19 protein-coding genes, 2 tRNA genes and 3 rRNA genes are annotated in these 24,412 nt (G+C 46.1%); 17 read left to right on the top strand and 7 right to left on the bottom strand.

Annotated elements, in window-relative coordinates; all coding sequences use genetic code 11:
- The first annotated feature begins 18 nt into the window (after positions 1–18).
- From ACMXYU_RS17030 to rrf, 6 genes are all read left to right on the top strand, one after another.
- The gene (locus ACMXYU_RS17030; protein ID WP_415899594.1) at positions 19–444 is read left to right on the top strand and encodes a F0F1 ATP synthase subunit epsilon; all 426 of its coding nucleotides are present in this window, start codon (positions 19–21) and stop codon (positions 442–444) included.
- 674 nt (positions 445–1,118) lie between these two features.
- Positions 1,119–2,658 (top strand): 16S ribosomal RNA (locus ACMXYU_RS17025).
- Between the two features lie 68 nt (positions 2,659–2,726).
- Positions 2,727–2,803: transfer RNA gene (locus ACMXYU_RS17020), tRNA-Ile, on the top strand.
- Between the two features lie 23 nt (positions 2,804–2,826).
- Positions 2,827–2,902, top strand: a tRNA-Ala gene (locus ACMXYU_RS17015).
- Positions 2,903–3,118: 216 nt separating this feature from the next.
- Positions 3,119–6,001 (top strand): 23S ribosomal RNA (locus ACMXYU_RS17010).
- Positions 6,002–6,143: 142 nt separating this feature from the next.
- Positions 6,144–6,259 (top strand): 5S ribosomal RNA (gene rrf / locus ACMXYU_RS17005).
- Together the 16S, 23S and 5S rRNA genes with 2 tRNA genes alongside form the textbook arrangement of a ribosomal RNA operon.
- Positions 6,260–6,654: 395 nt before the next feature.
- Here rrf and ACMXYU_RS17000 read toward each other — a convergent pair.
- From ACMXYU_RS17000 to ACMXYU_RS16990, 3 genes are all read right to left on the bottom strand, one after another.
- Positions 6,655–7,215, bottom strand: coding sequence for a carbonate dehydratase (locus tag ACMXYU_RS17000; protein WP_415899593.1), 561 nt, complete (start codon positions 7,213–7,215; stop codon positions 6,655–6,657).
- A gap of 80 nt (positions 7,216–7,295) precedes the next feature.
- A complete protein-coding gene (locus tag ACMXYU_RS16995) occupies positions 7,296–8,633 on the bottom strand; it encodes a dihydroorotase (RefSeq protein ID WP_415899592.1) in 1,338 nt (445 codons plus the stop codon).
- 152 nt (positions 8,634–8,785) lie between these two features.
- On the bottom strand, positions 8,786–9,526 hold the full coding sequence (locus ACMXYU_RS16990; protein WP_415899591.1) for a TrmB family transcriptional regulator: 741 nt from the start codon (positions 9,524–9,526) through the stop codon (positions 8,786–8,788).
- Positions 9,527–9,626: 100 nt separating this feature from the next.
- Between ACMXYU_RS16990 and glmU the strand changes: the two genes are divergently transcribed.
- Together glmU and glmS are read left to right on the top strand one after the other, a co-directional pair.
- Complete coding sequence (gene glmU / locus ACMXYU_RS16985) at positions 9,627–10,994, top strand: bifunctional UDP-N-acetylglucosamine diphosphorylase/glucosamine-1-phosphate N-acetyltransferase GlmU (protein ID WP_415899590.1); 1,368 nt, start codon at positions 9,627–9,629, stop codon at positions 10,992–10,994.
- 2 nt (positions 10,995–10,996) lie between these two features.
- On the top strand, positions 10,997–12,820 hold the full coding sequence (gene glmS, locus ACMXYU_RS16980; protein WP_415899589.1) for a glutamine--fructose-6-phosphate transaminase (isomerizing): 1,824 nt from the start codon (positions 10,997–10,999) through the stop codon (positions 12,818–12,820).
- 39 nt (positions 12,821–12,859) lie between these two features.
- Here glmS and dsdC read toward each other — a convergent pair whose 3' ends face one another.
- A complete protein-coding gene (dsdC, locus tag ACMXYU_RS16975; protein WP_415899588.1) occupies positions 12,860–13,789 on the bottom strand; it encodes a DNA-binding transcriptional regulator DsdC in 930 nt (309 codons plus the stop codon).
- A gap of 116 nt (positions 13,790–13,905) precedes the next feature.
- On the opposite strand from dsdC, the gene ACMXYU_RS16970 reads away from it, so the two are divergent.
- Entirely contained in the window at positions 13,906–15,243 is a 1,338-nt protein-coding gene (locus ACMXYU_RS16970; RefSeq protein ID WP_415899587.1) for a D-serine ammonia-lyase, read from the top strand.
- A 56-nt stretch (positions 15,244–15,299) separates the two neighbouring features.
- Here ACMXYU_RS16970 and folE2 read toward each other — a convergent pair whose 3' ends face one another.
- Entirely contained in the window at positions 15,300–16,235 is a 936-nt protein-coding gene (gene folE2 / locus ACMXYU_RS16965) for a GTP cyclohydrolase FolE2 (protein ID WP_415882934.1), read from the bottom strand.
- Positions 16,236–16,748: 513 nt separating this feature from the next.
- Here folE2 and ACMXYU_RS16960 point away from each other — a divergent pair.
- Complete coding sequence (locus ACMXYU_RS16960; RefSeq protein ID WP_415899586.1) at positions 16,749–18,239, top strand: FMN-binding glutamate synthase family protein; 1,491 nt, start codon at positions 16,749–16,751, stop codon at positions 18,237–18,239.
- A gap of 77 nt (positions 18,240–18,316) precedes the next feature.
- Here the strand turns inward: ACMXYU_RS16960 and ACMXYU_RS16955 are convergent, their stop codons facing one another.
- Together ACMXYU_RS16955 and ACMXYU_RS16950 are read right to left on the bottom strand one after the other, a co-directional pair.
- Positions 18,317–18,514, bottom strand: a complete 198-nt coding sequence (locus ACMXYU_RS16955; protein WP_415882932.1) for a PA3496 family putative envelope integrity protein — start codon at positions 18,512–18,514, stop codon at positions 18,317–18,319.
- A 285-nt stretch (positions 18,515–18,799) separates the two neighbouring features.
- Entirely contained in the window at positions 18,800–19,693 is an 894-nt protein-coding gene (locus tag ACMXYU_RS16950) for an SIS domain-containing protein (RefSeq protein WP_415882931.1), read from the bottom strand.
- A gap of 144 nt (positions 19,694–19,837) precedes the next feature.
- Between ACMXYU_RS16950 and ACMXYU_RS16945 the strand changes: the two genes are divergently transcribed.
- The 7 genes from ACMXYU_RS16945 (at position 19,838) to ACMXYU_RS16915 (ending at position 24,392) form a co-directional block, all read left to right on the top strand.
- Complete coding sequence (locus ACMXYU_RS16945; RefSeq protein ID WP_415882930.1) at positions 19,838–20,920, top strand: TRAP transporter substrate-binding protein; 1,083 nt, start codon at positions 19,838–19,840, stop codon at positions 20,918–20,920.
- 70 nt (positions 20,921–20,990) lie between these two features.
- On the top strand, positions 20,991–21,587 hold the full coding sequence (locus ACMXYU_RS16940; protein WP_415899585.1) for a YjaG family protein: 597 nt from the start codon (positions 20,991–20,993) through the stop codon (positions 21,585–21,587).
- Between the two features lie 3 nt (positions 21,588–21,590).
- Positions 21,591–21,860 (top strand): hypothetical protein, encoded by a 270-nt coding sequence (locus tag ACMXYU_RS16935; RefSeq protein WP_415899584.1) that lies wholly within the window; start codon positions 21,591–21,593, stop codon positions 21,858–21,860.
- Entirely contained in the window at positions 21,860–22,288 is a 429-nt protein-coding gene (locus ACMXYU_RS16930; protein WP_415899583.1) for a hypothetical protein, read from the top strand. The genes ACMXYU_RS16935 and ACMXYU_RS16930 overlap by 1 nt, the downstream gene beginning before the upstream one ends.
- Before the next feature lie 430 nt (positions 22,289–22,718).
- The gene (locus ACMXYU_RS16925) at positions 22,719–23,525 is read left to right on the top strand and encodes a response regulator (protein WP_415899582.1); all 807 of its coding nucleotides are present in this window, start codon (positions 22,719–22,721) and stop codon (positions 23,523–23,525) included.
- A gap of 17 nt (positions 23,526–23,542) precedes the next feature.
- A complete protein-coding gene (locus tag ACMXYU_RS16920; protein WP_415882925.1) occupies positions 23,543–23,902 on the top strand; it encodes a response regulator in 360 nt (119 codons plus the stop codon).
- Positions 23,903–23,912: 10 nt separating this feature from the next.
- Entirely contained in the window at positions 23,913–24,392 is a 480-nt protein-coding gene (locus ACMXYU_RS16915; protein ID WP_415899581.1) for a chemotaxis protein CheW, read from the top strand.
- Positions 24,393–24,412: the final 20 nt, after the last annotated feature.

Raw genomic sequence — 24,412 nt, 5'->3', positions numbered from 1 at the left:
CCTTTACGAGGTATAAATATGGCTATGACTGTTCATTGCGACATCGTAAGTGCTGAAGAAGAACTATTCTCTGGCCTTATTGAATTCGTATCCGTAACAGGTAGCCTGGGTGATCTGGGTGTATATCCAGGTCACGCTCCGCTTCTGACGGAACTAAAACCAGGCCCTGTCGAGCTACGCAAACAGGGTGGCGAACAGGATATCTTCTACGTATCCGGTGGCTTCATTGAAGTTCAGCCTCATAAGGTAACTGTACTTGCAGACACTGCTCTGCACGCTGCAGACCTTAATGAAGCGAAAGCTCAAGAAGCACAGAAACATGCTGAACAGGCGATGGCTGATAAAACTGCAGAGTTCGAATACTCTAAAGCAGCGACTCAGCTGGCTGAAGCTGCGGCTCAGCTTCGTACCCTACAGCAGATTCGTAAGAAGCTTGGTCGTTAAGACTGACTCTTACAAATCATTAGTTCTAAAAGGCAACCTTCGGGTTGCCTTTTTTGTTTCTGCTTGGACAGACAGAAAAAATTGCCAATGTTTGTTATTTGCAAGGCTGCAGCAATGGAGTTAACCCTTTCATAGGACACCTTTAACATTACGCATTTGAAAAAACACACAGCTTACAGGTGCCTGCCTTAACCAGCAGCCAATTTTTATAAATTAAGTGTTGACGCATTTTCAGATGTCTGTAGAATTCGCCGTCCTTGCTTAGGGAGGCCGCTTTTAAAGGGGCTGCAGAGCTGAGTGAGGTGCTTAGTAAGTGATTGAAAACATTGGTTTTTAAGATTTCTTACGGAGCAGGATTCAAAGTCCGGTTGCTGAGTAAAAGCTTTTTACAAAATTGCAAAATAAACGGTTGACTTTGAATGAGCGCACAGTAGAATATGCGCCTCGCTTGAGACGAAACGCTGAGTCAGCGGAGAGTCAAAAAAGCAACGCTCTTTAACAATTTGATCAGATAATTCGTGTGGGCGCTTGTTGAGAAGAAGCAAACTTTTTCTAGACAAGCAACCAAGTGAATTCATTTAAAGCGATTTACAAAGGTTTAACGTTCTTAAGAATGTTATCCGGTTGTTTAGTACTAGAGCCCGTTACCACATTCCTGGTAACACAAATGATTTAAACTGAAGAGTTTGATCATGGCTCAGATTGAACGCTGGCGGCAGGCCTAACACATGCAAGTCGAACGGTAACATGACTAGCTTGCTAGTTGATGACGAGTGGCGGACGGGTGAGTAACGCGTAGGAATCTACCCAGTAGCGGGGGATAAGCCAGAGAAATTTGGTCTAATACCGCATACGCCCTACGGGGGAAAGCAGGGGATCTTCGGACCTTGCACTATTGGATGAGCCTGCGTGAGATTAGCTAGTTGGTGAGGTAATGGCTCACCAAGGCGACGATCTCTAGCTGGTCTGAGAGGATGATCAGCCACACTGGAACTGAGACACGGTCCAGACTCCTACGGGAGGCAGCAGTGGGGAATATTGCACAATGGGCGCAAGCCTGATGCAGCCATGCCGCGTGTGTGAAGAAGGCCCTAGGGTTGTAAAGCACTTTCAGCAGTGAGGAAAGGTTAGTAGTTAATACCTGCTAGCTGTGACGTTAACTGCAGAAGAAGCACCGGCTAACTCCGTGCCAGCAGCCGCGGTAATACGGAGGGTGCGAGCGTTAATCGGAATTACTGGGCGTAAAGCGCGCGTAGGTGGATTGGTCAGTCAGATGTGAAAGCCCAGGGCTCAACCTTGGAACTGCACCTGATACTGCCAATCTAGAGTACGGTAGAGGGTAGTGGAATTTCCTGTGTAGCGGTGAAATGCGTAGATATAGGAAGGAACACCAGTGGCGAAGGCGACTACCTGGACCGATACTGACACTGAGGTGCGAAAGCGTGGGGAGCAAACAGGATTAGATACCCTGGTAGTCCACGCCGTAAACGATGTCTACTAGCCGTTGGGAGACTTGATCTTTTAGTGGCGCAGCTAACGCGATAAGTAGACCGCCTGGGGAGTACGGCCGCAAGGTTAAAACTCAAATGAATTGACGGGGGCCCGCACAAGCGGTGGAGCATGTGGTTTAATTCGACGCAACGCGAAGAACCTTACCAACTCTTGACATCCAGAGAAGTTACTAGAGATAGTTTCGTGCCTTCGGGAACTCTGAGACAGGTGCTGCATGGCTGTCGTCAGCTCGTGTTGTGAAATGTTGGGTTAAGTCCCGTAACGAGCGCAACCCTTGTCCTTATTTGCCAGCACTTCGGGTGGGAACTCTAAGGAGACTGCCGGTGACAAACCGGAGGAAGGTGGGGACGACGTCAAGTCATCATGGCCCTTACGAGTTGGGCTACACACGTGCTACAATGGCCGGTACAGAGGGCCGCGAACCTGCGAGGGTAAGCTAATCTCAGAAAACCGGTCGTAGTCCGGATTGGAGTCTGCAACTCGACTCCATGAAGTCGGAATCGCTAGTAATCGCGAATCAGAATGTCGCGGTGAATACGTTCCCGGGCCTTGTACACACCGCCCGTCACACCATGGGAGTGGATTGCACCAGAAGTAGCTAGCTTAACCTTCGGGAGGGCGGTTACCACGGTGTGGTTCATGACTGGGGTGAAGTCGTAACAAGGTAGCCCTAGGGGAACCTGGGGCTGGATCACCTCCTTAAACGAAAGCCGATTCTCGGCAAGCGTTCACACGAATTATCTGATCAGAGAAGTTAAGAGCAACGGTGTAGGCTTGTAGCTCAGCTGGTTAGAGCGCACCCCTGATAAGGGTGAGGTCGGTGGTTCAAGTCCACTCAGGCCTACCAATAATAGCCTTACTGTTTTCTTTGGGGCTATAGCTCAGCTGGGAGAGCGCCTGCTTTGCACGCAGGAGGTCTGCGGTTCGATCCCGCATAGCTCCACCATCATCCTAAGGATGAGAAGGAAGAGTTTTAAAACATATTGTCGGTTAAGACATTATCTTTTAAAGCTTTTTTGCTTTAAACGCTCTTTAACAATTTGGATTTGATTCATTTGATTTAGATTTAAGACATGTAGTTTTACTGCATGCGCCAATTCGGCGAAATCTATCGTTACTAGCAATACAAGTTACTGTGATTCCAGACGCCTTCGGGTTATATGGTCAAGTGACTAAGCGTGCACGGTGGATGCCTTGGCAGTCAGAGGCGATGAAGGACGTTGTAACCTGCGATAAGGTTCGGGGAGGTGGTAAACAACCTTTGATCCGGACATTTCCGAATGGGGAAACCCACCTATTTATAGGTATCTTTTAACTGAATACATAGGTTATTAGAGGCGAACCTGGGGAACTGAAACATCTAAGTACCCAGAGGAAAAGAAATCAACCGAGATTCCCTAAGTAGCGGCGAGCGAACGGGGACCAGCCCTTAAGCTTTATTAGATTTAACAGAACACTCTGGAAAGTGTGGCCATAGTGGGTGATAGCCCCGTATGTGAAAGGTCTTTTAAAGTGAAATCGAGTAGGACGGCACACGTGAAACGCTGTCTGAATATGGGGGGACCATCCTCCAAGGCTAAATACTCCTGACTGACCGATAGTGAACCAGTACCGTGAGGGAAAGGCGAAAAGAACCCCTGTGAGGGGAGTGAAATAGACCCTGAAACCGTGTACGTACAAGCAGTGGGAGCCGTTTTCGGACGGTGACTGCGTACCTTTTGTATAATGGGTCAGCGACTTACTTTTAGTGGCAAGGTTAAGCATTTGCGGAGCCGTAGGGAAACCGAGTCTTAATAGGGCGTCCAGTCGCTAGGAGTAGACCCGAAACCGAGTGATCTATCCATGGGCAGGTTGAAGATGCAGTAACATGCATTGGAGGACCGAACCGACTGTCGTTGAAAAGCCAGCGGATGACTTGTGGATAGGAGTGAAAGGCTAATCAAACTCGGAGATAGCTGGTTCTCCTCGAAAACTATTTAGGTAGTGCCTCGTGTCTAACCATGGGGGTAGAGCACTGTTTCGGCTAGGGGGTCATCCCGACTTACCAACCCGATGCAAACTCCGAATACCCATGAGTTCAATCACGGGAGACACACGGCGGGTGCTAACGTCCGTCGTGGAAAGGGAAACAACCCAGACCGTCAGCTAAGGTCCCAAAGTTTATGCTAAGTGGGAAACGATGTGGGAAGGCTTAGACAGCTAGGAGGTTGGCTTAGAAGCAGCCACCCTTTAAAGAAAGCGTAATAGCTCACTAGTCGAGTCGGCCCGCGCGGAAGATATAACGGGGCTAAGCATAACACCGAAGCTACGGATGCACTTTGTGCATGGTAGAGGAGCGTTCTGTAAGCTGTTGAAGCGGAAGCTGTAAGGCACCGTGGAGGTATCAGAAGTGCGAATGCTGACATGAGTAACGATAAGGGAGGTGAAAACCCTCCCCGCCGGAAGACCAAGGGTTCCTATCCAACGCTATTCGAGGTAGGGTGAGTCGGCCCCTAAGGAGAGGCTGAAGAGCGTATCCGATGGGAAACAGGTTAATATTCCTGTACTGCTCATAACTGCGATGGGGGGACGGAGAAGGCTAGGCTAGCGCGGCGTTGGTTGTCCGCGTTTAAGGTAGTAGGTTGAGGACTTAGGCAAATCCGGGTCCTTAAGACCGAGAACCGATGACGAGGTCCTTTATGGACTGAAGTAGTTGATGCCATGCTTCCAGGAAAATCCTCTAAGCTTCAGGTTATGACTAACCGTACCCTAAACCGACACAGGTGGTCAGGTAGAGAATACTAAGGCGTATGAGAAAACTCGGGTGAAGGAACTAGGCAAAATGGCACCGTAACTTCGGGAGAAGGTGCGCCGCTGACGGTGATGAGACTTGCTCTCTAAGCTGTTGGCGGTCGAAGATACCAGGTGGCTGCGACTGTTTATTAAAAACATAGCACTCTGCAAACTCGAAAGAGGACGTATAGGGTGTGACGCCTGCCCGGTGCCGGAAGGTTAATTGATGGGGTTAGCGTATGCGAAGCTCTTGATCGAAGCCCCGGTAAACGGCGGCCGTAACTATAACGGTCCTAAGGTAGCGAAATTCCTTGTCGGGTAAGTTCCGACCTGCACGAATGGCGTAACGATGGCCACACTGTCTCCACCCGAGACTCAGTGAAATTGAAATAGCTGTTAAGATGCAGTTTACCCGCGGCTAGACGGAAAGACCCCGTGAACCTTTACTACAGCTTCACAGTGGACTTTGACATTACTTGTGTAGAATAGCTGGGAGGCTTTGAAACTTGGACGCCAGTTCAGGTGGAGCCACCTTTGAAATACCAGCCTGGTAATGTTGAGGTTCTAACCCAGTTCCCTAAGCGGGATCGGGGACATTGTGTGGTGGGTAGTTTGACTGGGGCGGTCTCCTCCCAAAGAGTAACGGAGGAGCACGAAGGTACCCTCAGCATGGTCGGAAATCATGCAATGAGCGCAAGAGTAGAAGGGTGCTTGACTGCGAGACAGACACGTCGAGCAGGTACGAAAGTAGGTTCTAGTGATCCGGTGGTTCTGTATGGAAGGGCCATCGCTCAACGGATAAAAGGTACTCCGGGGATAACAGGCTGATACCGCCCAAGAGTTCACATCGACGGCGGTGTTTGGCACCTCGATGTCGGCTCATCACATCCTGGGGCTGAAGCCGGTCCCAAGGGTATGGCTGTTCGCCATTTAAAGTGGTACGCGAGCTGGGTTTAGAACGTCGTGAGACAGTTCGGTCCCTATCTGCCGTGGGCGTTTGAGATTTGAGAAGAGTTGCTCCTAGTACGAGAGGACCGGAGTGAACGAACCTCTGGTGTACCGGTTGTGATGCCAATTGCATTGCCGGGTAGCTACGTTCGGACGGGATAACCGCTGAAAGCATCTAAGCGGGAAGCCTCCTTCAAGATGAGATCTCACTGGGAACTTGATTCCCCTAAAGGGCCGTTGAAGACTACGACGTTGATAGGTTGGGTGTGGAAGCGCTGTGAGGCGTTGAGCTAACCAATACTAATTGCCCGTGAGGCTTGACCATATAACGCCCAAGGCGTTTGGCAAGTGACTTGTAAGATATGTAAGACGATAGAGAGTAACGAATTAGCGCGTAGTTAAGCTACAGTCGATAAACTATCTAGATCAAATAAAAGAAGAATCAGATCTAAGTTGTAACAGTTTTGCTTGGCGACCATAGAGTTGTGGAACCACCTGAATCCATCCCGAACTCAGACGTGAAACGCAACATCGCCGATGGTAGTGTGGGGCTTCCCCATGTGAGAGTAGGTCATCGCCAAGCATTTATTCCTAAAAAAAGGCTCATCCATTGGATGGGCCTTTTTTTATGCTTCATTGTTCGGATACCTACTCGAACATGGAACATGTGACAACCTATGCACCGTAGGTGCCAGGTTGAAGCGCCAAAGGCGTCGCGGAGCGAGTGAAAGCGTAGCTTTCAACTTATTGTAGGTCATCGCCAAGCATTTAATTTATGCCCTTTGGGTATTAAGAGAAAACCCCGGTCACGATGTGATCGGGGTTTTTTCGTGTTGGGCTAAATAAAGCAAAACAATACTGAACGAAGTATTTACACCAGGCTTAATCCGCATACACTCACTAGCAACTAACATCCTAATAAAAAGACAACCCAAGGGTGCCTTATTTGATGGTGCTAAAAGTAAAGCTTGATAGTTGTTAGAGGTCGTCGCTTAGCTCTTTATAACCTTCGACCAGCACATGGTTGGCTGAGACGACGGATTCTGAGAACGAAGAGAATTCAGGCGATACCTTTTCGACCGACGCTAGATCAGATTCATGCGCTATGGCCGTCATAGGAGGCACGTGAGAGCGTTCTGGTAGATCGACCCCTTCGACTACGGCATTGTGTCTAATCACGCTACCGTCGCCTATATGGCAGCGGAAGACGACACTGTTAAAGCCGATAAAGACATCGTCACCGACTGTACATGGGCCATGTACAATCGAGCGATGGGCGATAGAGGTACGCTCACCTACTATAACTTCTGCACCGGCCTTTGAGTGAATCACTACGCCATCTTGAAGATTAGAGCCTTGTTTGATCAGTACGGGCTGCATCTCACCTGATGCATCAACCTCATCGGCTCTGATTACAGCGTAAGGGCCAACAAAAACATTATCTTCGATAATCACACGGCCACAAACGATGGCTGTAGGGTCAATAAAGGCCTTGTCTGACACTTCTGGGTAGTAACCCGCCGGACACTTTCTAAGCATTGTTGCTCCTAATTGTTGCCTCTAACAGGTGATAGAGGCTTTGTTATTTTTTATTAGAAGTTAAGCGTATCTTTAGACTGTTATAGACCAGAAAAGGCTAATGGTTTAGCAACGCCTTCCTGAACTAGTGTCTGTGTACCATCATATACCACGTTTCCATTTACCCAAGTCGATTTTATCTGACCCGAGAATTCTAGGCCGTCAAACGGAGTCCATTCACAGTGGTATAGGCTATTCGCATGGCTTACCAATGTCGATTTTTTCGGATCAACCAGAACTAGATCGGCAAAGTAACCCTCGCGAATAAATCCACGTTCTAAAACACCATAACGGATAGCAGGGTTATGGCATACTTTCTCGACAACTTGTTCGATCGACATACGGCCTAAATTAACGTGCTCTAATAAGGTTAGTAGAGCGTGTTGGACAAGGGGAAGGCCTGCTGGTGCATCTGAATAATCAACCAGCTTCTCGGTCAGTGTGTGCGGAGCGTGATCGGTTGCGATGATATCGATCTGTCCCGTTTTAAGTGCATTTAGCAGTGCATTGCGATCCCGTAGGGATTTAATTGCTGGGTTGCATTTAATTAAGTTACCGCGCGTTTCATAATCTTCAGCACTAAACCATAGATGATGTACGCAAGCTTCTGCTGTGATCTTCTTGCCTTGGACAGGGCCTGATTGAAATAAGCTCAGCTCTTTTTCTGTAGTGATATGCAGAACATGAAGATTGCTTTGGTATTTCTTTGCTAGTTCTACTGCGTAAGATGAGGAAGCAAGGCAGGCTTCATCATCACGAATAATAGGATGGTCGTGTATCGTAATCTTACGTCCAGTGTCTTGAACACGTTTTAGGTTGTTGGCGATGACCGGGCCGCTTTCGCAATGAGTAACGATCAAGACAGGGCTTTCACGGAAGATCCCTTCTAAAGCGGTTGGGTTCTCGACGAGTAGGTTACCGGTAGAGGCACCCATAAACACTTTTACGCCACAGGTTTTGGTCGGATCTAAGGCTTTTATATCGTCTAAGTTATCTTCTGTTGCTCCTAGATAGAATGCATAGTTTGCTGCCGAGTTTTGTGCCGCAATATTGTATTTATTCTCTAGTGCAGCTGCATTGGTTGTTGAAGGGTTAACATTTGGCATCTCCATATAGCTAGTGATGCCTCCGGCAACTGCCGCGCGCGATTCGGTTGCGATACTGCCTTTATGTGTTAAGCCTGGTTCACGGAAATGCACCTGATCGTCGATCATTCCTGGAAGCAGCCAGCACCCCTTAGCATCGATAACTGTGTCGGTAGCTTTAGCGTCTATATCAGCAGCAATTAGATCGATTCTTTGGTCTTTAATTCTTAGATCGACTTCTCTTTGTTCGCCTTCATTGATAATGATCGCGTTCTTAATCAATGTGTCTTTCATTGCTGCAATACCTTTGTGTCTCGTACTTCGGGTGAGTGGCTATAAACCCGGCGAATTATGACATGAAGTGTAATGTTATAATATAACTCAATTAAAAGGAGGCAATTGAGATCGTTTTAGCTGTTAAGGAGAGTGTGATATTTTTAGGTGAGCTACAGCAGTCGCCATAGCGTATCAAAGATGATTTTCTGAGCACCGGCTACTTCCGGCGAATCAATCACTACCGCTGTTGGGTAGTTTTCTGAAGCGAGTGAGATGATTGCACATTTAGGTGGGTAGATCGCGATATAAGCTGCATCTACTTTACCTTCCGTTTTGATCCACTTACGTTCTGATAGCAGAGCGTCTTCACCTCCATCACCGATTGCAATGGCGCGTACGTTAATACCACGTTGTATGCGCTGGTTAGTGAAGTTAGGGAAGGGTCGATAGAGGTGCTTCCTGATCGGCTTGGAGGAGAAGACTGAGTAGCTATCAGCATCTGAGCTAGACACCGTAACCAGAATGTCTTTCAGTACGTGCTCTATACCGTCATCGCCTTCATAGAAGCTGACATTGGCAGTATTAAAGTCAGGTTTAAGGTGCTGCAGCTCAGGAATAATGCTTTGTTTCAGCTCGTCGATCGCTTTATCTATGTTCTGTCGACGATCTTCAGCCAGTTGCAAAAGAATATCTGGATCTACAGGGGCGAATAAACGTCGTTTTCCTTTGGGAAGATAGGTCACAATCCCTTTTTGCTGCATATCTTTCAGGCTTTCATAGGCACTACCGCGGTTAACCCCTGATTTGTCAGCAATTGTACGGATGGAACTAGCCCCTAAGGTTAATAAGGCTTTATAGATATCTATTTCTCTGGGGGTTAAACCCAATATTTTAAAAACGTCGTTATTCATAATTGTCATAAAATTTGTGACAAAAGGGATTGTATGGTTTCAGTTTTACTTTAAAGTGCGATGAAAATAAAGCGTAAACCTACAAAGGAAAGGTAAGACTATGTCAGTAGACGTTGTCATTTTGGCTGCTGGTCAGGGTAGCCGTATGAAATCCAAACTCCCTAAAGTACTGCACAAGGTTGGCGGTAAAGCGATGGTGCAACATGTAATCGACACCGCATCGTCACTGCAGGGGGTGAAAACGCATGTTGTGATCGGTCACGGAGCGGACAAATTACGTGAAGAACTGCAGGGACAAGAACTTATATTTGCTCTGCAGGCGGAACAAAAAGGTACAGGTCACGCGGTGGCTCAGGCGATGCCTGAAGTAGCTAATGATAGTGTCGTTCTTGTGCTTTATGGCGATGTGCCGCTAACACAATCTGCCACTATGCAAGAGATGGTGGATATCGCCGCTACAGGTGATTTGGCACTACTGACAGTGAATTTAAAAGACCCTACCGGTTATGGTCGCATCGTACGTGATAGCGATGACAAAGTTGTGGCGATTGTTGAGCATAAAGATGCTTCGCCGGAGCAGCACCTGATCAATGAAGTAAATACCGGCATTTTAGCGGTTAAGAGTCAGTATCTTTCTGATTGGTTACCACAGCTATCCTCTGAAAACGCGCAAGGCGAATATTATCTGACCGATATCATCGCGATGGCTGCCAATGGTGGCGTGAAGATCAGCGCGATTCAGCCTGAAGCTGAAGAGGAAGTCCAAGGGGTTAACAACCGCGTTCAGTTGGCCGAACTAGAACGCTGGTACCAGTTACAACGTGCTGAATGGTTGATGGTTAATGGTGCAACTTTGGCTGATCCGGCGCGTGTTGATGTGCGCGGTAATGTCTCTATTGGTCAGGATCTACTGATCGATGTAAACGTTGTTTTAGAGGGCGATGTTGTACTAGGTGACGATGTCGTAATCGAACCTAACTGTTACCTGAAAAACTGTATTGTTGCAGCGGGTACCCATATCAAGGCAAATACAGTGATTGAAGATGCTGTGATTGCTGAATCTTGTGATATAGGCCCGTTTGCACGTTTACGCCCAGGTACTCAGCTTGCTGCTAAAGCGAAGGTTGGAAACTTTGTAGAGACCAAAAAAGCGATTGTGGGTGAGGGAAGTAAGATCAATCACCTGTCCTATGTGGGCGATGCGGTACTGGGTAAAGATGTAAACATTGGCGCAGGTACTATTACTTGTAACTACGATGGCGTGAATAAGTCGCTGACAGAAATCGGTGACAACGCATTTATTGGTTCCAATACCGCCCTAGTTGCTCCGGTTAAAGTGGGCGCTATGGCGACTGTTGGCGCAGGTTCAACGATTGCTAAACCTGTATCTGATGATGCGCTTGCGATTACTCGTGCAAAACAAACTGAATTGAAAAACTGGCCGCGTCCTAAGAAGAAAGGAAACTAATTATGTGTGGAATTGTAGGTGCTGTTGCAGCTAGGCCAGTTCAGGAAATCCTGCTTGAAGGTCTTCGCCGCTTGGAATACCGCGGTTATGACTCAGCCGGTGTTGCATTGCAGACCGAAGCTGGTATTCAACGTTGTCGCCGTAATGGCAAGGTTCAAGCCCTTTCTGATGCCTTACAAGAGCTACCTTTAGTGGGTACAACAGGCATCGCACATACCCGTTGGGCGACTCACGGAGTACCTTGTGAAGCGAATGCCCATCCGCATATGTCAGGTGATCAACTGGCAGTAGTGCACAACGGTATTATCGAAAACTTTGAAGAGCTAAAAGCCGATCTGCAAAATGATGGTTATGAATTTAGTTCAGAAACAGATACTGAAGTAATTGCACACTTACTTGCAAGAGAACTTAAATCAACCAGCTCTTTGCATACGGCTGTTGCCAATATTATTGGTCAGCTTGAAGGTGCTTATGCGCTAGGCGTGATCGAAAAAGCAGATCCTTCCCAGTTGGTAACCGCGCGTAAAGGTAGCCCGTTGGTGATCGGTGTTGGTATTGGCGAGAACTTTATCGCCTCCGATCAACTAGCGTTATTACAAGTGACAGACCGTTTTATGTTCTTGGAAGATGGTGATGTTGCGACCTTAACGGCTGCAGATATCACGGTAACGGATATCTCAGGCAAAAAAGTAGAGCGTGAAGTCAGTCAATTTGAACACGGTGTAAGCTCTGCGGATAAAGGTGAATTTAAGCACTATATGCTTAAAGAGACCTATGAGCAGCCAGAGGTGATCAAAGCGTGTCTCGAAGGGCGTATCAGCGAAGATAAACTGTTGGAACAATGCTTTGGCGTTAAAGCTGCGGAGGTATTCGATCAAGTTAAACAGGTACAAATCATTGCTTGTGGTACGAGTTTCCATGCTGGTTTGATTGCTAAGTACTGGATCGAAGATCTAGTCGGTATCCCATGTATGGTCGAGGTTGCTAGTGAGTACCGTTACCGTTCAGTCGTGATTCCTGAAGGCACACTGTTCCTGACCATTTCACAGTCTGGTGAAACAGCAGATACCTTAGCTGCGCTACGTGAAATTCAGGATCGTGTTTTGGCGTCTCTGGTTATCTGTAACGTTCCGGGTAGCTCTCTGGTGCGTGAATCTGATCTGGCCTTGATGACCAACGCAGGTCCAGAGATTGGTGTAGCGTCGACCAAAGCGTTTACGACACAGCTAGTTGCGTTGATGCTAACTACAATCGCACTTGGTCGTCGTAATGGCTTAAGCGAAGAAACTGAAGCAGCAATTATCACCGCGCTTAAAAAGCTTCCTGAGCAGGTTCAGCAAGCTCTAGCAATGGATAGTGATATTGAGCAGATGGCGCAATCCTTTGCTGAAAAGAATCATTCTTTGTTCCTTGGCCGCGGCACTTTGTACCCTGTAGCAAAAGAGGGTGCGCTTAAGTTAAAAGAGATCTCCTATATCCACGCGGAGTCTTACCCTGCAGGTGAGCTAAAACACGGCCCATTGGCGTTGGTCGATAAAGAGATGCCAGTTGTCGCAGTAGCTCCGCAGAATGATATGTTGGACAAGCTGAAGGCAAACCTACAGGAAGTCCGCGCGCGTGGTGGTGAACTGTTTGTCTTTGCAGGTTCTGACAAAGTGCAACCGGAAGAGGGCACTTATGTTCTGAATATGCCTGTATGTGATGAAGTTATGCAGCCTGTTCTTTATACGATCCCGCTGCAGTTACTTTCATATCATGTGGCGATTTTGAAAGGCACGGACGTGGATCAGCCACGAAATTTGGCTAAGTCGGTAACGGTTGAGTAACGGCTTTAGCTAATAAGACTTCTATAACAGGCTCACTGATCAGTGGGCCTGTACTTTTTCCAGAATCCACTCCCTAAATGCCTTGATAATAGGCTGCTCCTTCCTGTCTTCGTGGGTGACCAGAAAATAGCCTTGTTGAGATTGGATCGGCTGTAATACTCCAAATGGGTTTATCAGTTCTCCACTGTTCAGTGCTTTTTCGATTAGCTGCTTACGCCCCATAGCAACGCCTAAACCTGATTTAGCTGCATTCACTGCATATTCTGACTTATCAAAGCAGTGCCCCTGTTTTAGAACTAGGTTCAATGTTTGTTGATCGGCCCAGTAGGACCATTCTGAATAAGGGCCAGCTTCAGGCCATGCTTGAGCATCATGTAATAGAGGGCAGTGTTTTAGTTTTTCTGGTCTATCCCATAAGTCATGTTTATCTGCGAAGTCTTTGGTACAAACGGGAATGAGCTGTTCATCCATGAGTGGCCAACTAACCAACCCCGGGTACTCGCCCTGACCATAATAGATCGCTAGATCGATCTGTTCGGCGTAAAAGTCGATCAGACGACTATGGGTTTCCATACGAATAAAAATTTGTGGGTAGAGCTGAGAGAAGTCAGCCAGCTTTTCCAGCAACCACTGTGAAGCAAAAGAGGGGGGAACGGAAAGTGAGAGTTCACCGGCAAGCCCTTGGGTATGGATATCCCGAATCAGATTATTGAGCTCGGTTAGGCTGTTATTGGTTTGTATCAGGAGCCTTTCACCCTCAGCTGTGAGCTGTAGACGACGGTTGTAGCGTAAGAACAGGGCAAAACCGAGTTGTTCTTCCAGTTTACGTATCCGTTGGCTAATGGCTCCTTGAGTAAGACTTAACTCTTCTGCCGCTAGGGTAAAGCTGAGGTGCTTGGCTGCGCTGCTGAAGCATTGCAGGTTAGCGAGCACGGCGCTATTCAAGTGAGAGAGGTTCAGATTAGCCATTTTAATCCAAGGATGTTTTTTTATGGTTTGTTGTAAATTATAAGCACTGGTTTAATGGTTTTATCCTAATTTCATTAATTGGAATTAACAAAATTTATTCGATCGGAGCTGGATTCATGGGGTTAAACAGACAGGAAATAAATGATCTGATACATAAGTTTCCCTTATTGGAGCGGCTTCAGAAAACTCAGCCGTTGCTTTGGATAAACCCTAAAATTACGGACTTTGCTGCAGTATCAGCGCACCTGCCATTGACGCAAACTGATGTTAAAGATTCCTCGGCAAGATTGAATCGCTTTGCTCCCTATCTGGCGGAAGTGTTTCCAGAAACCGCTGCCAAAAAAGGCATGATTGAATCGCCGTTGTGTGAGGTGCCTCAATTTCATCACCAGTTAGAGAAAAGAGCTAATCAAAGACTCCCCGGCCGTTTGCTGTTGAAGTGTGACAGCCATCTACCTATATCTGGTTCGATAAAAGCACGTGGTGGTATCTATGAGGTGCTCAAGTATGCTGAGGCCGTTGCTATAGAGGCCGGTCTGATCAGCAAAGATAGCTGTTACAGCAAGCTAAATAGTGATGTCTGCCGCGAACTCTTTAGTCAGTATCAAATTGTGGTGGGATCAACCGGCAACCTTGGGCTTAGTATCGGAATTATGGGGGCTGAGTTAGGCTTTTCGGTGACGGTTCATATGTCTGCAGATGCTCGGCAGTGGAAGAAAGACCTACTACGTAGCAAAGGCGTGCAGGTCATTGAATATGAAGACGATTACAGTAAAGCGGTAGAAGAGGGGCGCAAACAAGCGCTCAGCCAGCAGCGTTGTCACTTTGTTGATGATGAGAACTCAAATGACCTGTTTTTAGGCTATGCGGTTGCTGCAGAACGTCTAGCTAAACAGCTATCTGAGCAAAACATTCAGGTCGACGCTGAACATCCGTTGTTTATCTATCTGCCTTGTGGTGTCGGTGGCGGCCCTGGTGGTGTTGCTTTTGGTTTGAAGCTGCTCTTTGGCGATCATGTTCATTGCTTCTTTGCTGAGCCAACTCAATCTCCCTGTATGTTGGTGGGTATGTATACTGGCTTACATGATCAGATCAGTGTTCAGGAGTTAGGTATCGACAACCAAACTTGTGCTGATGGCCTAGCAGTAGGTCGTGCTTCCGGTTTTGTTGGTAAGGTGATGGAGCCACTGTTAAGTGGGGTTTATACCGTAGAGGACAAAACACTTTATCAGTTATTGGCCGAAATTTATGAGAGTGAGCATATAGCGTTGGAGCCATCGGCTTTGGCGGGAGCGACAGGCATTATTAATCTGATCTCGCAGGGCGAAAGCTACCTTCAGAATCATGGCTTGCTGAATAAGTTGGATAACTCAACCCATATCATCTGGGCGACAGGTGGAAGTATGGTGCCAGAATCTGAGTGGCAGAGTTACTACAAGCTTGGTAAATCATAAACTACAAATAAAAAAGGCAGCTATTAAGCTGCCTTTTTTATTATCGAATTTAAAGCTTAGCTGTAATCAGCTGGGCTGTAACCGCCTGCAATACCTTTAGACGCAAGAGCTACTGCATCATGAGCGTGTAAGCTTTCGAAGTGCTCTACCTTCAACCAGAAATCCGCGTATTGCTCTTGGCTTAGTAGTGCTTGCTTAACGCGTCGTGCAGCGTCTTCGCAGAACATTAAGTTATGGCCATTCAAACGAGCAAACTCTTGTTCGTCAGCACGTTTTACAGCAGTTTGTACTGGTGTTTTTAATGCATCTTCAACAAGATCTATTAGATCTGTAAGTGGGAATGCACCCATATCTTTATCCAGTTTAACCCAAGCTGTTGCTTGGCTTCGTTGGCTATGGGGCGTAGCGAATGAGCCCTTTTCAGACTTCAACCAGTTCTCTACGTCTTCAACGTTAATGCTGCCTTTGTTGGCAAAGTCATCAGTGAATGCCTGAGCTAATAGCTGACGTGATAATGCTGCTGAACACGGACAAGTGGATGAGTACGGAACGCGTGTTGCTAGTTCCAGAACTACTTCGCCATCTTTCAGAGTTGCACGTAGCGTCGTGGAGTAGCTTTTCCAACCGCTGTTATCGCTTTTTAGAGCATCGCGCTTGATTAGGAAATCAAAATCAAAGTTTAGGAAAACCTGAGTTGAGATATCGTGATGGCTATCCAATAGGTGGGATAAGAAATCTGTTAACGCAGGAACATTCAGTGTTTGATTCTCAAAAAAGTTACTTAGCGCAAGGTAAAGGCGCGACATATGAATGCCTTTAACCTTTGGGTTTACCAGATTAACGTAGGTATTAACGCGTGCTTCGATGCTGTTTACACCTAGTTTACTATCGTCAAATTGCAGAGGGACGGTGATTCCATTCATGCCCACCCAGTCCAGAGAGCCGTGAATCTCAGGATTTTGATGGCTGGTAACGTCAGGCAAGTTGGTCATGAAGCAGGTCTTCCAATTCGGTAGTTATCAAAATCTGAATCCGTAAGCTCTTACGTAGAGAAAATAGGCTTACGTTAAACAATACCTAGTTAAATAGGGGCGTATAACGAAAAAACAAGCGCCTGTTCAAAAATGAATCAGGGTTAGGTTCAATTCGTAAATCTGACCTATAAAAAAGTACTATTCCTTAGGCTGAAAGTCTAAAAAATAGAAGAGCGACGTACCATACCTCTTGATTAAGGGGGTTGGCAAATATCAGGCAAAAAAAGTCGCTTTTTAGCGCATAAAATCTGCCTTTGTCGTTTAAATACCTTGCTTTTGTATGCCTTTTAAAATGTTAGAAAGTTTTAATGTTACAGCGGGATTTTCGCTTATAAGGTTAATAATGGATGCTAGCCTATTAATAACTATAGGATATTTTGATTTATCTATTTACACAGAAGCCGATACAGCATACAAACAAAGAAAAAACCTCGTTAAGAGGCGGTGCTATGTCTATAGGAGGTCCATAGCATGAATGATTCAATGTCGAGCTTTGCTATAAATTTTATCGCGTTTGTTGGGATTGCGTTCTTGGTACTGTTTGTTGTCGCAATCGTTGTGGCGGTAGTTTTATACCAAATCGATAAACATCAAACAGCGCAAACTATCCGTCGTAACTACCCTCTGATTGGTCGCTTTCGCTACCTGTTTGAACATGCTGGTGAATTTTTCCGTCAGTACTTCTTTGCTATGGATCGCGAGGAGATGCCATTTAACCGTGCGCAACGCTCTTGGGTTTATCGCGCAGCCAAGAATGTAGATAGCACTATTGCCTTTGGTTCGTCACGTGATCTACGTATTCCTGGTACCTATTATTTTCTAAACTGTCCTTTCCCAACCTTAAAGGAAGATGCGGTAACAACGCAGAGTTTACGTATAGGTCCTTACTGTAAGGCACCTTACGATGCAGCTTCTTTTTTTAATATTTCTGGCATGAGTTATGGTGCGCTATCCCGACCTGCAATCGAGGCCTTATCTCAGGGGGCTAAGAAAGCAGGTTGTTGGATGAACACAGGTGAAGGCGGGGTATCGCCTTTCCACCTGGAATCAGGCTGTGACATTGTTTATCAGATTGGCACTGCAAAATATGGTTTGCGTGATGAAAACGGAAAGTTCTCTGAGGAAAAGCTAAAAGAGAAAGGTGATCTTCCTCAAGTTAAGATGTTCGAGATCAAACTGAGTCAGGGTGCTAAACCGGGTAAAGGTGGTATCTTGCCGGGTGAGAAGGTAACACCAGAGATTGCAGCGGTACGTGGTATCCCTGTAGGCCAAGATTCTTTAAGCCCAAACCGTCATCCAGATATAGCTTCTATTGATGACCTGCTTGATATGATTGAAAAGGTACGTCGTATCACCGGTAAACCATGTGGTTTCAAAATGGTATTGGGCGATGCTGAGTGGTTGGATGAATTTTGTGAGTCGGTTAACAAGCGTGGCGTAGAGAGTGCTCCAGACTTTATTACGTTAGACAGTTGTGACGGTGGTACTGGTGCTGCACCAATGCCGTTAATGGACAGCGTAGGTCTGCCGCTGCGGGAGAGTTTACCTATTTTGGTAAACAAACTTATGGCTCACAACCTGCGTGAGCGTGTACGTGTGATTGCCTCAGGTAAATTGATTAACCCTACCGATGTCGGTGCTGCACTTTGTATGGGGGCTGATTTCACCGTAACGGGACGTGGCTTTATGTTTGCTCTCGGTTGTATTCAGGCGTTGCAGTGTAATAAGAATACCTGCCCAACCGGCATCACTACCCATGATCCAGATCTGCAGCGTGGATTAGTGCCGATGGTTAAAGCGGATCGTGTCGCTAACTATCACAATCATTTGGTACATGAGGTGGAGATGATCGCCCACTCTTGTGGTGTAACCGAGCCGCGTCAGCTTAAGCGTAAGCATTGCGCAATCGTGGTGGAAGGTAGTCGGTCTATACCACTGAATATTCTCTATCCAGAGTATTAGTAAACAACCCAAGCAAAAACGCCAGTCATTAGGACTGGCGTTTTTATTTGTAAGTAATCATAGCGAGTGATTTTATATTACTCATCAAACCAACATTCGTCGATGTGAGAGGCGAGTTCTTTTTCTTCTTGGCGTTGTTCGATGGCTCGGCGAGCTCTAAGCGCGCGGCGCGTTGCGAGTTTTTTGCGGGAAAGTTTTTCTTCTTCTTCAAAACCCACTAGCAGATCGAATACTTCAACCTGGGTTTCGTTAAGCTCTTCAGTTTTATGCAGCATAGTAAGCTCCTGATCTTATCTTAACGGTCAGAAGGCCCATCGAGCGAAGCAGTAACTGATTATGCTTGTTAAGGCATAAACCCTTCGCTCCTCGATGAGGGGCTCTGGTGAAGTTGCTTAATAGAAAGATTTCTATCAAACACGCTTTTTAATACAGCCTTATCTCTGTTTTATAATAGCTCTGAACAAATATCAAACAGTTTTCGGCGAATTCCGAGAGGAATATTAAAAAGCCTATGTTGCAAAAGGGTGAAGGGAAGATGTCACAAATGTGACAGAAATAGCTTAATCTTCGTCCATTTCATCGGCAGGGCGAGCGCTTGGGCGTTTGTCGTTTTGACGCAAAGATCTGAGGCTACGTTTTATGGTTTTTAGGTGATCAACCAGCCCTGGACCCAGCTTCATCGCTACACCGACTGCGAGTACATCAATAACAACCAGATGGAGTACGCGGGATGACATCAGTGTGCTTAGATCTTTATCTTCTTCCAGATCGATATGGATTGGAATGCTCGCAAGATCAGCTAGGGGAGTATCACTTGGGCAGAGTGAGATAACGGTTGTGCCGGTTTCTTTTACCAGCTTGACTGTATGTAAAAGATCTTTGGTACGACCTGTCTGAGAGATAGCCACAACGACATCGCGATCATCAAGCGATACAGCTGAAATAGCTTGCATGTGCGGATCCGAATAAGAGGTGCTGGATACTTTCAAACGGTGAAATTTATGCGCGGCGTCAGTACAAACTGGAGCTGATGCACCAAAGCCATAGAACTCGACACGGCGAGCTTTAGCTAGAGCAGCGATCGCACGTTCAACCGTAGTGGTATCTAGTTGCTCTTTGATATTGAGCAAGTTACCAATCATGGAATCGAAGATCTTTTCTTTAAACTCAGTAACAGTGTCTTTTGAGTTTAGGGAAAATTGTTCGAAGTGATTATTACTGGCTAAGCCTTGAGCTAAGGTGAGTTTGAAATCCTGGAAGCCATCGTAGCTTAGGGCACGACAGAAACGAACCACGGTTGGTTCGCTGACATTTGCTTCAGATGCTAGATCAACAATACGCATATGGATCACTTCATTAGCGTGAGCTAAAACATAATCCGCAACTTTTTGCTCTGACTTCCTTAAGTTTTCACGCGCTTGCGCAATCGACTTAAGCAGATTGAACGAGTTCAACCCTACACCTCACTTAGCACTTATAAATTAATACTACAGTTTTAAGTATAACAACCTTCTGACGCTCAGATCACCATTTGTCGTAAATTGCGGAGTGAAAAATCGCATGTTATTTTCATTAAAAAATAAATAAGGTTTCCATTTGTGAAACGTCGTAAGTTTATTCAGCAAGCAGGTTCTCTGCCCATTGCCGCCGCTTTAGCGACGGCTCCTCAAGTTAGTAATGCTGCACTTATTCCTGAATTTCGTTGGAGTATGGTCACGACTTGGCCTAAAAACTTCCCGGGGTTTGGCATGGGGGCTAATTTTCTCGCCAACTTAATCAATGAGATGAGCGGCGGCCGTATCCAGATATCTGTTTATGGTGCCCATGAGAAAGTTGCGCCTTCAGAAGTCTTTGATACAGTCTCTCAAGGCAAAGCTGAAATGGGGCATGGCGCTGCATTTTATTGGCAAGATAAAGTCAGGGCTGCGCAGTTTTTTGCGGCGGTACCTTTTGGCATGACTGCGCAAGAGATGAATGCTTGGTTGTATCAAGGGCGTGGCCTCGAACTTTGGCAGGAACTCTACGCAGAATATGATTTGATTCCAGCTGCGTGTGGTAATACCGGCGTGCAAATGGGTGGCTGGTTTAACCGCGAAATTAACAGCATTGAGGATTTTAAAGGTCTAAAAATGCGTATTCCCGGCTTAGGCGGGGAGGTGGTGAAACGCCTAGGTGCGGAGCCGGTATTGTTATCGGGAGATGAAATCTTTCGAGCGCTTGAACAGGGGGAGATTGAGGCTGCTGAGTGGGCTGCTCCATACAACGATGTCGCGCTGGGCCTTTATAAAGTTGCTAAATATTACTACTACCCCGGTTGGCATGAGCCTGGTACAACCATTGAATGCATTGTCAATAAACAAGCGATGAACCAGTTGCCGAAAGATCTGCAATTGATCGTGACTAATGCCATGAAAGTGGCTAATCAAGAGATGTTAGCGGAGCTAACAGCGAAAAATCATCGTGCCTTAGAAATGTTGTTAAAAGTGCATAAAGTCGAGTTACGTCAGTTTCCTGATAAGGTGTTGGAGCAACTTCGTTTAGCGTCTCATGAAGTAATTCAGCTAGAGTTAGAAAAAGATCCCAGAGCGGTCAAAATCTACGAATCATTCGAGAACTTTAGACAACAAGCGATGGCTTGGCACGATGTCTCGGAGCGGGCTTATATGCTCGCGCGAGAATAGCTACAGATTTCACTGCAATTAGCCGTAAAACCGGTACAATAAACACTTTCCAATAGTTCAGGTGAATTAGATGTCTGATCAGCGCTTTGACAAAGAGTTCTACGATCTTAAAGATTGGCAGTTAGCGGCCTACTGCGCTGCAGTCTCAGAACGCATGTTCCCTAATTTTGCTCTGTTTGCACGTTTGATGGAGTTTGGTGATGTCAGCAAAATGCGTCAAATTTTGGATGCGGTTTGGGATCACCTGAATAATACCGGTGCAAAAATGAACTTCGAAGTTCAGCTGGATAAGGTGGAAGAAAATATGCCTGATCTGGATGAGTTCGACATGTACGGCGCGTCTCCTGCTTTGGATGCGGTTGTTGCACTATTCTCTACACTTAACACCGTAATCGCTGCAGATGCCAGCGAAGTTCTGACTGTTGCCAATATGTCTCGTGAGTCGGTGGCGACGTTTATTGAACTAAACGCGGATGATCAGATCTCTGATGATGAGCTGGTTAGATTCATCAATACACACGACCTAATGGTACAAGAAGATGATTTCCAAGCGGATATCCTAGAGATCATTCAAGATGACTTACCACGTCGTGAGGCGTTGCAAGAGCTACGTGAACTAGCGCATAACGACGGTTACAGTAACCTTGGCATTAGTGATAGCGAATAGTTCATGCTTCGAATTGGTTTAATACTTCTGATTTTGCCATCCGTTGCTTTGATGGTTCTTTTCTATGTCGATCAAAGTGCAGTTGATGCGTGTTTAGATCTGGGTGGGTCATATAACTATGATCTGGCTGAATGTGATCTTGAGCAGGAACACCCTTTCAAACCTTTATTGGTGAGGCACCCATTGCTAGTGAATGGCGGCATGTTGCTATCGGTTGTGGGTGTATTTATGTGTATGAAAGGACTGCTTTGGCGTCCACGTAAGGAAGCCTGATGGTTAAAAAGATTATTTGGGGAATTCTTTTACTGCTCGTAGTGGGTATTTTCTTGGCTTGGCTAACGCAAGATAAGTGGTTGCCGGGTTGGAATCAGGAGCTTGCTGATCAGAATAACGAATTTCAGCAAAGAGGGCTGGTGTTAGGTCAAAAGGCCGACCAACAAACCTGTTTAGAAGAAGCGTTGAGTAGCTTTAATCAATGCTCAGGGTTTAGTTGTACGATTAAACACGGCAAATTCTTAAAAGCTTGTCTAAAAAATGCATCGCCGAGTGAAAACTTCTGTAAGGATGTACCTGAATTCCGCGAAGAGCGTACCGAAGATGATAAGTCATGGGCGCGTCACGCCTGCTGGAGTCGGGATGTCAGAGGCGAAGGTTGTCGCCTTCTCATGCGACAACAGCAGTTATTTTGCAGCGAAAAGTAATGAAACGGACCAAAAGGTCCGTTTTTTTTAGTTGCTATCTTAATTTAAATAGTTCTAACATAAGCCCCGCACACTGATAGCGCACAGAGGTTTTATTCGTCTAATAAAATCTGTAGTGTATATAGATAGACGTTCTTTTAGACGTCACTAATAAAAATAATAAATTCAAGAGTAGAGATGGAGACTGGCAACCGCATTTTTTATGCTGAGGGTTGCTAGTGCTAGCTTATGGAAGTCATGTGTTACCGCAATGGTGGTTCACAGCGAGTGAGTTGTGAGGCTGCAGCATTAATGAAACAAGCGCCGTGTATTATCCCGCGTTCGTCTGGGATAGCTCAGGGCAGTTTTAATAATTTGGGTGATAATGATCATCCTATTCCCCCTCGACATGTAGCATATCCCACTTCATCTGTAAGGGTATGGGGCTGATATGCTGATAGGTTCAATAGGTTTTCCTAACGATCAGCGGGTTAAGCTGGAAAAGATTTTCAAGCTGTCTAAACAGACCCGTTATACGTTGGTAACTCCTGATATTTCTGAGCTTCCTGACCTGTTGCTCGTATTTGGATTTGACCTCTCTCTATACCCTGAATTAGCGGATATTCCTCAAAGTTATCATGCTCGGATCATTTTGGTCGGCCGTGGTAAGCCTGAAAGTGAGGAACATGCTCATCTTGGTTACCCTCTGGTTTCTTCTCGAGTTTTACGTGCCTTAGATAAGATGACGCGAGAAAACGAAGAGATGGATTTAGAGTCCTCTAAACCGGAGTCAAAAGAAGATACTTTCAGTAAATATACTGCACCTGAGCCTACGGACAGTGCCGCAGTTGAAAGTGGTCGAACCAGTTATCAAGTATTGGTAGTGGATGATAACGATGTGATGCAGCAGGCATTAAATGCCGAGTTACAGCAGTTACCGCTACCAGTTAACGTGCACTTTGCTGGTTCTGGCGAAGAAGCACTCGCGAATGTAACAGATCATAGTTATGACTTTATTTTTCTGGATGTGGTTATGCCTGGAATGGACGGGTTTGAAGCCTGTACAGAGATGCGTAAACGTCCAGAACTAAAGAAAACCCCAATCATAATGCTGACCTCTAAGACTTCACCTATGGATGAGGTGAAAGGAATTATGTCGGGCTGTTCCACTTATCTGACCAAGCCAATCGTGCATGAAGAGTTTCAGAAGGTGATCGGCCGAGTATCCAATTGGGTTGATGAATTTCAGAAAGCATAAGTAAATGGAGCTATCCAGTGAAAAAAGTATTGGTTGTTGAAGATGACCTAGTTCAGCAGAAGCATATTTGTACAGTATTGGCTTCTTGCGGTGTTGAAGTAGTCGCTGCCAACGATGGCAAGCAGGGTCTTGAAAAGGCAAAGACGGAAAATCCAGATTTGATTTTTATGGATATCGTCATGCCAGAAATGGATGGTTACTCAGCCTGTCGTCAGATCACGTCTGACGAAGCAACAAAACATATTCCAGTAGTGATTGTATCTAGTAAAAACGAAGAGGCGGATAAAGTCTGGGCGCAGCTACAAGGTGCGACAGCTATGGTTTCCAAACCTTTTACTGATGCAGAACTAATGGCGCAAATTTCTGCGTTAACTTGAGAAGTACGCGATGGATGCTCAGCTAACAACAAATATAAAAGCGGATGATCAGCCTAGCATTCACCAGATCCGGCATGGTTTTGAGATCGGTAGTTACCAGCTACTTATCTCGGAACTAACCCGGGCTGAGGTAGCGAAAGCTCCCTCAATTTGTTCGATCCCATCTACACCTGACTGGTTCGCCGGATTTATGAATCACCGTGGCGAAACGGTGCCTGTTTACGATCTAAATAGGTACCTACAAATCTTAGATGGCAACACAGCCCCGCAAGCTTGGGTATTGCTGATCGATGATCATCCGAAGACAGTTGGTGTCTTATTGACCCAACCACCTCAAAGTATCACGGACCCAGTTTTACTGGAGCAAGCATGTGGGGATCTGCCTGATGTTATCCGTCAGGCAGCGGGACAGGTATATGAGCATCAAGATCAACACTGGGTTGAAATTGATCACCACCGATTGTTCCTAGCCTTGAAGAAACAGTTTTAAAAGTACGGAGTGAGCGAACT

Origin of the sequence: Neptuniibacter sp. QD48_11, from assembly GCF_047778095.1 — a bacterium.
Classification (GTDB): Bacteria; Pseudomonadota; Gammaproteobacteria; order Pseudomonadales; family Balneatricaceae; genus Neptuniibacter.
This window is presented reverse-complemented; position numbering and strand designations above follow the sequence as displayed.